This window comes from Cobetia sp. QF-1 (assembly GCF_002213105.1).
GTDB lineage: Bacteria > Pseudomonadota > Gammaproteobacteria > Pseudomonadales > Halomonadaceae > Cobetia > Cobetia crustatorum.
The window spans coordinates 529430-541477 of sequence record NZ_NBVS01000001.1; the positions used below are offsets into that span (position 1 = coordinate 529430).

The following is a 12048-nucleotide window of genomic DNA, read 5'->3' on the forward strand; positions in this document are numbered from 1 at the left end:
CGCGACTCACTGCCCGAGCGAGATCATGACTGAACGCCTGCTGAATACGCCTGCCCCCGTCGATGCCCTTTATCTGGACTTCCTGGCCGCCCTGCGTGATGCAGGCTTTGCCGGTGATATCAGTCCGGATTATGCCAACCGCACCGTGTTATCGACCGATAACTCTCTTTATCAGGTGCTGCCTCAGGCCGTGGTCTATCCACGCGATGCCGAGGATGTGCAGCGCATCGCCCGTCTCTCCCATGAGTCACGCTTCGTCGGCGTCACGCTGGCCCCGCGCGGCGGTGGCACCGGCACCAATGGTCAGTCGCTGAATGATGGCTTGCTGGTCGATGTCTCGCGTCACATGAACCGCATTCTCGAGATTGACGTCGAGAATCGTCGTGTACGTGTCGAAGCCGGGGTAGTGAAGGACCAACTCAATGCCGCGCTAAAGCCACATGGCCTGTTCTTCGCACCGGAGCTCTCGACCTCCAATCGCGCCACGCTCGGCGGCATGATAAACACCGATGCCTCCGGTCAGGGCAGCTGTGAATATGGCAAGACGCGCGATCACGTGCTGGCACTGGATAGCGTGCTGCTGGATGGTACGCGCCTGCACAGTCACACCATTGATGAGGCCGAGCTTGAATCATTCTGTGCACGTGATGATCGCGTCGGTGAGATCTACCGTACTGCCCGCGCCATCGCTGATGAGCGCGCCGAGGAAATCAATACCATCTTCCCGCCGCTCAATCGCTGCCTGACCGGCTACGATCTGGCCCACCTGCGTGAAGCCGACGGCCGTTTCAATCTCAATAGCCTGCTGTGTGGCGCCGAGGGCACGTTGGGCTTCATCGTCGAAGCCGAGCTGAATGTGCTGCCCATCGCGCCATGCTCAACGCTGATCAATCTGCGCTACGCAGGCTTCATGGATGCGCTGCGTGACGCCAAGACACTGATGGCGGTCGCGGGCAATCGCCCGACCTCCATCGAGACGGTAGATGACACCGTGCTCAATCTCGCCATGCAGGATTTCGTGTGGGATAGCGTCGAGGAATTCTTCCCCGCAAGCGATACAGGCACGCCACCGATCGGCGGTATCAATCTGATCGAATTCAATGCCGATTCAGAGGATGAACTCGACGCCAAGGTGCGCGCTTTCAGTGAGCACCTGGCCAGCGATACCAGTGTCGAACGCCTCGGCTTTACCGAGGCCCGCGGCCGCGCACAGATCAGTCGCGTCTATGGCATGCGCAAGCGTTCAGTCGGTCTACTCGGCAATGTCGAGGGCGAAGCGCGCCCACTACCCTTCGTCGAAGACACCGCGGTGCCGCCGGAGCATCTGGCCGACTATATCGCTGAATTCCGCGCAACACTGGATGCACGCGGTCTGCGCTACGGCATGTTTGGCCATGTCGATGCTGGCGTGCTTCACGTGCGTCCGGCGCTCGACATGAAAGATCCCGCTCAACAGGCGATGATTCGCGAGATCTCCGATGAGGTTGCCACACTGACCCACAAGTACGGCGGCTTGCTGTGGGGAGAACACGGTAAGGGCGTGCGTTCTGAATACTCTCCCCGTTTCTTCGGCAGCCTCTATGAAGCCTTGCAGGAAGTGAAAGCCGCGTTTGACCCACTCAATCAGCTCAATCCAGGCAAGATCGCGTCACCTCGTCCTGCCGATGCCTTGATTGCATCAGATGCCGTTGAGACGGATGCAAAGGAAAATATTACTACCCCCTCAGTCTCTGGCGCCGGGACCTTTGATCCCAGGCTGATGCGGATTGATGAAGTGACCATGCGCGGCGATCTCGACCGTCAGATCGATGAGCGCGTATGGCAGGAATACGAAAGCGCCGTCTACTGCAACGGCAACGGTGCCTGCTACAACTATGATCCTAGCGACGCCATGTGCCCGTCGTGGAAGGCGACCCGCCAGCGCATTCACTCACCCAAGGGGCGTGCCAGTCTGATGCGCGAATGGCTACGCCTTGAGGGTAATGCCGGTCGCGACGTGCTCGCTGAAGCTCAGGCGGCGCGTACACCTGGGCTCAAGGGCACTGGTCTATGGTTAGCACGCTTGCCAGCACGCCTTGGAGCGTCGCTCAAAGCACGTCGAGCAGTGAAAGGTCGTCCAGATAGCGATGAAACGGGCTTCGATCAGCAAGTGTATGACGCGATGGCAGGCTGCCTGGCGTGTAAATCCTGTGCGGGTCAATGTCCGATCAAAGTGAATGTGCCCGATTTCAGAAGTCGCTTCCTCGAGGTCTATCATCACCGTTATCAGCGCCCGCTGCGCGACTACCTGATCGGCAGTCTCGAATTCGTATTGCCGTGGGCCGAGCGAGTCACACCGTTTTATAACGCCTTATTGGCCAATCGACTGGTCAGTCGCTTGATGGAAGGCCCCATCGGCATGGTGGATGCGCCGCACCTGTCTCGCGCCAGTCTGCGTCGTCAGCTCAAGAGCTGGGGGGTGGCTGAAGCTTCTGCCACTCAACTCGGCAGGTTGACGGAAGCCCAGAAAGCCAGAAGCGTCATCATCGTACAGGACGCCTTTACCAGCCATTTCGAAGCCCAGCTGGTGATCGACATCATCGAGCTACTGTCGCGCCTCGATATCCGCGTGTTCGTCGCGCCCTATGCCCCCAATGGTAAGCCCTTGCAAGTACAGGGCTTCACTGGTGCCTTTATGCACACTGCTCGCCGTCAGGCTGAGCGACTCAAGGCGCTGGCCAACTTCGGCGTACCATTGGTCGGCATCGACCCCGCGATGACGCTGACCTATCGCCAGGAATATGTGAAGACACTGGGGCCTGAGGCCGTGCCAGAAGTGCTACTGCTACAGGAGTGGTTGATCAGCCTACGCAAGCTGCTGCCCACGGGAATCACCAAGGCTACGCTACGCAAGATGGACCCGGGCATGAAGCTATTGAGCCACTGTACCGAGAGCACCAATGCTCCCGGCGCGGCCAAGGCCTGGCAGCAGGTCTATGCGGCCTTTGGCTTCAATCTCGAGACCATTGCTACCGGCTGCTGCGGCATGTCGGGCACCTACGGGCATGAGGCACGCAATCTTGCGACTTCACGTACCATCTATGATCTATCGTGGAAATCAGTGGTCGAGGATGAAGCGAATCAGAACAAACTGGTTGCCAGTGGTTACTCATGCCGTAGCCAGAGCAAACGTTTCTCGGGCAGCCAGTTGCCACATCCCCTGCAGACATTGCTACCGCTGCTACGTCGTGTGCAGTAGCCGGTAGATCATCGTCATCGAGAAATGTGCGAGGGCTGGCATCAGCGTTGTCAGCTGGGCAACCCAGCGTTGCATCACACGAAATCAGCGGCTAGGCTGCGCGCATTCCCGTCCGTAAAGGTTGGGCAAGATACACAAGGCATCTGTGCGCAGGACATTGGTGCGTGCGCTGTTAGCCGCTGGTCTGCAAGGCCAGGACACAATGATTTGATGAGCGGTGACCGCAGAAGTGGCACCGCTCATTTTCGCTGATTCCAAGGAAGACTCTCGATGACAGAACCCGCTCTGGCGCTGACCATGATCGGCCTGATGGCCCTTGGCTGTCAGTGGCTGGCATGGCGCATGCGTCTACCGGCAATCCTGCCCCTGCTGATTGTCGGCATTCTGGCCGGCCCGGTCACTGGTTGGCTGAAGCCAGACGAGTTACTGGGCGACCTGCTCTTCCCGCTGGTATCGCTTGCGGTGGCCGTCATCCTGTTTGAAGGCAGCCTGACACTCGACTTCAAGGACCTGCGCGGCCATGGCCATATCGTCAGGCGCCTGGTCACCACTGGTGTTGTGATCACCGGCGTCATCGGCACGGTCGCAGCACACTATCTACTTGATATGCGCTGGGAGATGGCAGCAGTGCTCGGTGCCCTGCTCGTCGTCACCGGCCCCACCGTAGTGATGCCGCTACTACAGACACTACGTGCACGCGGCAATCTGACTCAGATTCTGCGCTGGGAAGGCATCATGATCGACCCGGTCGGTGCCCTGCTCGCAGTACTCGTATATGAGTACGTGGCACTGGGCATGACCGGCAATGCTGCCTCGCATACGCTGGTACTGTTTGCCCAGACGGTAGGCCTCGGATTGGGCATGGGGGCGGTGGGCGGCTGGTGCTGGGGGTTGGTATTGCGGCACTTCTGGCTGCCACAGAAACTGCACAATTTCGGCACTCTGATGGTGATGCTGGGCCTGTTCGCCATTTCCAACGCACTATTCCATGAGTCTGGGCTGCTGACCGTCACCGTGATGGGCGTATGGCTAGCCAATATGCGTGGCGTGCCAACTCAGCAAATCATCGAGTTCAAGGAAACACTGACCATCCTGCTGATATCAGGATTATTCCTGCTACTGGCCGGTCGTCTGACGGTAGATCAGCTGTCGCTACTCTCATGGCCAGCATGGATCTTCCTCGGTGTCTTGATGTGGATCGCGCGCCCACTGACCGTGTGGATATGCACCATGGGCAGTGGACTGACATTACGCGAAAAAGCGCTGCTGGCCTGGTTGTCACCGCGCGGAATTGTCGCCGCCGCAGTAGCCTCGCTATTCGCGCTCAAGCTCGAGGCAAAAGGCATTGAGGGCGCGGAGATGTTAGTGCCGATGACCTTTCTCGTCATCATCGGCACTGTGGTGGTCCAGAGCCTGCTATCACGCCCTATCGTCAAGATGCTTGGTGTAGGCGAGCCACCGCCCGCCGGGTTCTTGATTCTTGGTGCCAACTCAGTGGCACGCATGGTGGCGCGCGAGCTGGTAGAAGCCGGTTTCTCGGTACGCCTGACCGACACCAACTGGGACGCCGTACAGGAAGCGCGCATGGCGGGCCTGCCGGTCTACTACGGCAATCCTCTGTCTGAACATGCCGTCCAACATCTGGAACTGACCGGGATTGGCCATCTGATACCGCTGTCCCCCTACCGTGAACTCAACAGTCTTGCCGCATTGCATTTCGAGCATATTCTCGGCCACGGACGTGTATTCAGACTGGCAGAAGACAATGGCAAGAATGCAAAGCGCCAGCAGGATCAAGCGCTAGGCCACCTTCCACTACTGTTCGATGGTCAGGTCACCTACGCCAAGCTGGCCAGCCTGCAGTCACAAGGAGGCCAGTTGCGGCGAACAAGCATCACTGAAAACTTCAGCCTCGACGATTACTGCGCCATTCATGAAGACCGTCTGCTGACATTGTTCTGCATCAATAATCAGGGCCGCATCCGTATCGCCACAGCGAATCTGCCTCTGACGCCCAAGCCAGGCGAGACGCTGATCAGCCTGATATATCCTGACTCGCCGGAGCTGACCAAGCCTGTTCAATCCAAGGCTGACAAAGCCGAGCAAGACAAGTCTCAGAAGACTGACAGTCGCATTGCGTCTGCCACAGATACCGGTATCTCTGCACCGCTGCCTGCCAATCGCCTGCCCGACACCAATTCCTGAAACAATCCGTTATCCAACACCATAAGGCCCACACATTGCGGGCCTTATGGTGTCAGCGCCTGAGGGCGTGACGCGCGCGTCACAAAAAATGCGTTAAACGTTAGTGGCAGACTCCGACAGCTAGGGAAAATGCTGGTAGAGTACGCGCCTGATTTGGCCATGCCGTCCGATGGCCAGTGATATTGCCTTGTCCTCAAACGTAACACCTACGCATTCAGGAGCTGCTTGATGCAGATCGTCATGGGCCTGGTGGGCGTCTTAGCCCTGCTGGGAATTGCCTTCCTTCTCTCTGAAAACCGACGCGCCATCAGCCTGCGTACCGTACTGGGGGCCTTTGCCATCCAGGCGGCGCTAGGGATCTTCGTGCTGTACATCCCTGCTGGCAAGGACATGCTGCTCGCTCTCAGCAAGGGTGTTCAAGCAGTAATGTCGAGTGCCAATGTCGGCATGGACTTCCTGTTCGGCGGTCTGGTCAGCGACAAGATGTTCGAGGTATTTGGCGGCGGTGGCTTCGTGTTCGCACTGCGCGTCCTGCCGATCATCGTATTCTTCTCATCCTTGATTGCAGTGCTCTACCACCTACGCATCATGACCGTGGTCATCAATGTCTTGGGCGGCGGTCTGTCCAAGTTGCTCGGCACTAGCCGTCCCGAATCACTGTCCGCCGCAGCCAATATCTTTGTCGGCCAGACAGAGGCGCCGCTCGTGGTGCGTCCGTTCATCGCGGGCATGACACGTTCTGAGCTTTTCGCGGTGATGACAGGGGGTCTTGCCTCGGTTGCCGGGTCAGTGCTGGTCGGTTACGCCTCGCTGGGCATTGACCTCAAGTACCTGCTGGCCGCTTCCTTCATGGCAGCACCGGGTGGCTTGCTGATGGCCAAGATGCTGATTCCGGAAACGGAAACCAAGACGCAAAGCGTCGAAGAGGCACTCGCCAAGGACACGGATCGCCCCGCCAACGTGATCGATGCTGCAGCGTCTGGTGCGGCGTCTGGCGTGCAATTGGCCATCAATGTCGGCGGCATGCTGTTGGCCTTCATTGCGCTCATCGCACTGGGCAACATCATTCTGGGGTGGGTCAGTGGTCTGTTCGGTTATGACGACATCACGCTGCAACTGTTGCTGGGCTATGCCTTTGCTCCAGTCGCGTGGGTCATCGGCGTGCCGTGGCATGAAGCGATCCAGGCAGGCAGCTTCATCGGTCAAAAGCTGGTGCTCAACGAGTTCGTCGCCTTTGCAGACCTCGCCAGTCACCAGATCAAGCTGTCCGAACATTCTGAAGCGATCATCATCTTTGCGTTGTGTGGCTTCGCCAACCTATCTTCCGTGGCTATCCTGATGGGTGGACTGGGACTGATGGCGCCCAACCGTCGCGGTGACATCGCACAGATGGGCATGAAGGCGATTCTTGCCGGCACCCTCTCCAACCTGATGTCGGCAAGCCTCGCAGGCTTGTTCCTATCGCTTTAAGGCGACCATCTGTGTCGTCGAAAGATCGCGCGCAAGAGATGCTACGATCATCGTTTCAACAACGCCCGCCTCATGCGGGCGTTGTTGTATCCAAAGATACGTTATTGACTCACTCTGCCCCGCCTCAGACAATACCTGCGTTGAAGCTAGGGTGTTCGGGAAACGGGTGAAAGCCCCGTACTGCCCCCGCAACGGTGATCGCAACGCTCATGCAGGCCGTATTGGCCAGCCACTGCCTCCGAGATAGTCTGTTAACACAGGCGTCTCCCAAGGGAAGGAGGTGGGAAGGCGCATGAGAGGGTGAGGCTTCTTTTCATGAAGTCCGCCAGGCGTCAGTCCGGAGACCGGCCCTTGCTTCCACACTGGTTGATGCGGAGGGCCTCACCAGTGGCAAATCGTCCGTATGCGCACCTTGTCAGTCAAGGTGCGTCAGGACGATGTGTGTTCACGCACCCTGTCACGCCTGTCCTCCTCATTGCGTCCGACGCCTGAGGATCATTCATGAATACCTATAACACTAACGGTCGCGCATCCGCGCAGTCCGGTGAATCTGCTGTAGCTACGCCCTTCCTTACGCGCAGCCCGCGCCTGGCATCCTTCACACTAAGTGGCGCAACGCTGGGTAGCCTCATGCTACTGGCACCCACCGCCCTCGCCGCTGAAGCGTCATCCGATGCGCTGGAGACCGTCCAAGTCACTGCCAACCGCATTCCGCAACTCCAGAATGATGTCCTGGCCAGCACCGAAGTCATCACGCGTGACGAAATAGACCGTCTGCAGGCCAGCTCGCTGGTGGATCTACTGCAATCACGCAATGGCATCGAAATCGCGCGCACAGGACCGATGGGCAATCAGACCAGCTTGTTCATGCGTGGCACGGAATCCGACCACACACTGGTGCTGGTCAATGGCCAGCGAGTGGCCAATAGTGCCGATGGCCTGGCGCGCTTTGAATTCCTGCCACTATCAGCGATCGAACGCGTCGAGATCGTGCGTGGTCCGCGTGCCAGCGTCTATGGTGCCGATGCCATCGGCGGAGTGATCAACCTGATCACGCGTGGCGGCACAACACCTGGCCAGCATGCCGAAGTCACCGTTCGCGCAGGTAGCGATGGTACCTTCCGCCAGAATGCCCAGTTCAGCACGGTGGAAGACGACACTCGCCTGTCAGCCAATATCCATCATGCCGAGAGCGATGGCTTCTCGGCGCGTGATACCGGCAGTGAAGATGATGGCTTTGAAGCAACCGGTGCGGAGTTACGCCTGAGCCACGACTTCTCTCAGCGTGCCACCTTGTCACTGGGTATCGCGAATACCGAAACCGACTATGACTACGATGACTGTAATTTCGGTACTTCCGAGGACTGCACTGGGGAAGGTAGTCAGCTGGTACTGGATGGTAGTCTTCTCACTCATCTCAATCCGAACTGGGACATGACGGTCAGCGTGGCACGTACCCGTGATGAGTACGAAAACACTGAAGCCGGTAGCGATGCCGGGCGTGTCGCCAGCGCACGCAACGAGGTGGGAGTCCGTCACGACTTCTACACCAAGGTAGGCACTCTGAGTCTGGGTATCGATCACCGCGAGGAAAGTCTGGACGCCGACGGTCCGTTCTTCATTGCGAGGGGCTACGAAGTAGACAGTCGCTACGCGACGGGAATCTACGGTAGTTGGCAGGTTCAGCAACAACGTCATCACCTGAATACCAGCATACGTTATGACGATGACAATCGTTATGGTCATCAGGTGACCGGCGGCACCAGCTATGCCTTCGACCTGACAGATGCCCAACAAATCGGTGCCAGCTACGCCAGCGCCTTCAAGGCTCCCAACCTGATTGATCTCTATAGCCCGTATGGCTCAGGCAACCCGGATCTGGATGCCGAGACCTCCACCACTGGCGAGATCTTCTGGCGTCTACAGCAACAACACTGGCACGTAGGCGTTAATGCTTTTCAGACTGACATCGACGATTTGATCAGTTACGAAGGCCCTGATTTTACGCCGATCAACATCGATCGATCGCGTATTCGTGGCGTGGAACTGAGCAGTGGCTGGAAAGGAGAAGCACTCAGCGTGAACCTCGCCATGACCTGGCAGGACCCGGAAGATCGCGATACCGGCAAACAGCTGAAGCGTCGTGCTCAGCGCTTTGCACGCCTGGATGCCGATTACGCTCTCAATGACTGGAACTTCGGTGCCACCCTGCGCGGCAGCGCTAGCCGAAGCGATACCGATGCCGATACCTTCTCGGATACGCGTACCGCTGGCTATGGCGTCTTCGACCTGCGAACCAGCTGGCAAGTGATGGCAAACGTCAAGCTCAGCGCCAAGCTGGATAACGTGTTCGATCGCGATTACCAGCTGGTGAATGGCTATAACACCCAGGGCCGCTACTTCGAAGGCGGCGTGACCTTGAGCTTCTAAGGCATGCTGCCTCGCGGCACGTCAAGCGTACTGTGCCGACCTATGGGTCGGCACAGTACTTTGATTCAAAAGACATTTATATGAAATGCAAGAGCACTTAACGTGCACACGAGGAGTAACATGACGGAGCGTAATACTCGCCATAAAGCGGCAATGGAGAAGCTCAAGTCCCATGTCGATGACAAGGTGGCACAGGCCAATGAAGAGCGTGGCCAGCTGCTCGTCTTTACCGGCAATGGCAAGGGCAAGACGACGGCGGCCTGGGGCACCATCACTCGTGCATTGGGCTATGGCTACAAGGTTGGCGTCATCCAGTTCATCAAGGGGCTGTGGGAATGCGGAGAGCGTGAGCGCCTGGCGGAAGATGCCAATCTGGAAGTCCACGCCATGACGACCGGCTTCACCTGGGATACCCAGAATCGTGAAGCTGATACCGCCGCCTGCCAGGCCGTGTGGCAGGAAGCCAAGCGTATGATGGCAGACGATAGCGTCTACCTCGTCGTACTGGATGAGCTGACCTATATGGTCAAGTTCGGCTATCTATCGCTGGAAGAGGTGATGACTGCGCTGGAAAATCGCCCAGAAGAGCAGACTGTCATCATCACGGGCCGTAATGCCAACCGCGAGATCGTCGCCTGTGCCGATACCGTCACCGAGATGTCCGAAGTCCGCCATGGCTTCAATCACGGCCTCAAGGCCCGCCGTGGCATCGACTTCTAATCAACGTGAGGCAGCACGCACTTTCGCGATGGCAGCACAGACCTCTGCCATCGCCTCGACACTGCGCGGTCCCGGACGGCTGATCAGATCAGGATCAAGCCCCGCCAGAGCGACCGACGCCAGCGGGCCGGCGCCCGCTCGCCATTCAGCCTTCCAGCGCTGACGCGCACTACCAGCGGCCACAGGGTGCAGAATCAAGCGTGGCTTTGCCAACCACAGCGACTCACGACGAATCTGTGGCACCAGCGTTGGTGCATCCGCCAGCAGAGGCTCTCCGCCGCAACGACGAATCAGCTCATTGACCAGATGCCCGCCGGCCAATGTCGTCATCGGGCTATCACCGAGCATGAAGAAGACCGGCAGTGGCTCGCCTCCTGCTGTCAGTGAGTGGCTATCGAGTTGATCGATACGTGTCGCGAGTGCAGCCACTCGCTTGTCCGCCTCTGCCTGTGTGCCCATCAGTTGTCCTAGACGCGTGATATTGGACAGCACATCCGCCAGGGCCCTTGGCTCGCTGATGAAGACAACAAGGCCAAGCGCCGCAAGCCGCCCGCGCATCTCTTCTGATAGCCCACTGCCCCACGCCACGATCAACGATGGATTCGCTGTCAGCACCGCTTCCAGATCAGGCCCTTGATAGCTGGCAACACGGGGAAGCTGCACGATTGAGGGAGGGTAATCACTGCCCTGGCTGACGCCAACCAATGACGCAAGTCCTCCCGCCGCCACGACAAGCTCAGCGGCATGCGGCGCCAGCGTGATCACTCGCTTGGCTGCCTGTGGCAGCGTGACGTGTTTGCCGCTATCGTCGATAGCAGTCACCGGCGATGCCGCCAGCACCGGGAGAACACCAAAGCTGACCCACAGACAGATGCACCACGCTAACCGTTTGGCAATCGCGGCACTCAAGTATTGGGAGGTTTCAGCTTCCTTCATGCTGTGCCTCCTCCATGCAGCGTTTATTCAATGAGCACCTTCTCCATGAGTTATATCTAAAAATAACTGTTCACCCGTCATTGCCTTGAGGGCTCCCTCTCCATGAATATGACATCAGGTGATGCGCGGTACTTTTATCTTTTCTCCGGCACCTTCGCCACTAGCCCGAGCCCAGGCTCATGAATCCAAGGAGCTTCCATGTTGAATATCATGTCTACCCTATTGCCCGCCGCTCGCCCCGTGCGTATCAGCCGTAAAACCTTGGCACTCAGTCTTGGCATGACACTCACGGCCCTGAGTGCACTTGGCACTGCTCATGCTAATCAGACCCCAGCACCCGCACTGGTCAATGTCAGTGCCAGCGCAAGTGTCGAAGCGGCCCCCGACAAGGCCAGTATCGAGGCACGCCTGTGGGAAAAGACACCCGCTCGCAAGGTGGACGACAAGGCGCCGGACAGCAAGGCACAAGGTGAAGCCGCTCGTCAGGCGCGCGAAACACTGGAGACACGGATGGCGACATTGATCAAAGCGCTTGAAAAGGCGGGTATCGATAGTCGTCAGATCAGTGCCGGCAGCCTGAACCTGCGGCCTGAGCAGTACTATCAGCGTAACGACAACAATCAGGACCCGCAGCAGTGGCAGCGCACACATCTTGAGCGCCCGATCAGTATTTCACTGACGGACCTCAATCAGGTGCCCGAGGTCATTGATCTATTGCTGGGGGCAGGCGTCAATCAGCTTGCCGGTGTGCAATACCAGCTCAGCGATCGTGATGCCCTGGAAGACAAGGTACTCAAGGAAGCGCTTCTGAACGCACGCCACAAGGCTGAATTGATGGCACAGACACTGGGTGCCACGTTGGGAGCGGTACAGTCGATCAACGAGTCTTCCAACAACTCGCGCCCGCCGATGATGGCCATGCGTGCTGACATGGCAGAAGCCAAGAGCAGTGGCAGCGAATATCGCCCCGGTGAACTGAGCCTGGAGAGCAATGTGCAGGTCAGCTGGACACTAGACTCTGCCAACTGATCTCTACTAACTGATCTCTA

7 protein-coding genes and 1 riboswitch are annotated in these 12048 nt (G+C 58.2%); of the genes, 6 read left to right on the plus strand and 1 reads right to left on the minus strand.

Translation table 11 applies throughout. The features are described from left to right. Positions 1-25: 25 nt before the first annotated feature. The 5 genes from CFN46_RS02360 to cobO all read left to right on the plus strand — a co-directional run bounded on the left by CFN46_RS02360 (position 26) and on the right by cobO (position 10063). Entirely contained in the window at positions 26-3238 is a 3213-nt protein-coding gene (locus tag CFN46_RS02360; protein ID WP_088742592.1) for an FAD-binding and (Fe-S)-binding domain-containing protein, read from the plus strand. A gap of 270 nt (positions 3239-3508) precedes the next feature. Then, entirely contained in the window at positions 3509-5443 is a 1935-nt protein-coding gene (locus CFN46_RS02365) for a sodium:proton antiporter (RefSeq protein ID WP_024950753.1), read from the plus strand. A 228-nt stretch (positions 5444-5671) separates the two neighbouring features. Continuing rightward, positions 5672-6913 (plus strand): NupC/NupG family nucleoside CNT transporter, encoded by a 1242-nt coding sequence (locus CFN46_RS02370; protein WP_024950752.1) that lies wholly within the window; start codon positions 5672-5674, stop codon positions 6911-6913. A 132-nt stretch (positions 6914-7045) separates the two neighbouring features. Further along, positions 7046-7281, plus strand: a riboswitch (cobalamin riboswitch). A 133-nt stretch (positions 7282-7414) separates the two neighbouring features. Then, positions 7415-9343 carry a TonB-dependent receptor gene (locus CFN46_RS02375; protein WP_088742593.1) on the plus strand — a complete coding sequence of 643 codons (1929 nt, stop codon included), beginning with the start codon at positions 7415-7417 and terminating at the stop codon, positions 9341-9343. Positions 9344-9463: 120 nt separating this feature from the next. Further along, positions 9464-10063, plus strand: a complete 600-nt coding sequence (cobO, locus tag CFN46_RS02380) for a cob(I)yrinic acid a,c-diamide adenosyltransferase (RefSeq protein ID WP_024950749.1) — start codon at positions 9464-9466, stop codon at positions 10061-10063. On the opposite strand, the gene CFN46_RS02385 is transcribed toward cobO, so the two are convergent. Continuing rightward, a complete protein-coding gene (locus CFN46_RS02385; protein WP_088742594.1) occupies positions 10064-10999 on the minus strand; it encodes an ABC transporter substrate-binding protein in 936 nt (311 codons plus the stop codon). It abuts the gene before it with no gap. Between the two features lie 198 nt (positions 11000-11197). On the opposite strand from CFN46_RS02385, the gene CFN46_RS02390 reads away from it, so the two are divergent. After that, on the plus strand, positions 11198-12028 hold the full coding sequence (locus tag CFN46_RS02390) for an SIMPL domain-containing protein (RefSeq protein ID WP_051510874.1): 831 nt from the start codon (positions 11198-11200) through the stop codon (positions 12026-12028). Positions 12029-12048 lie beyond the last annotated feature (20 nt).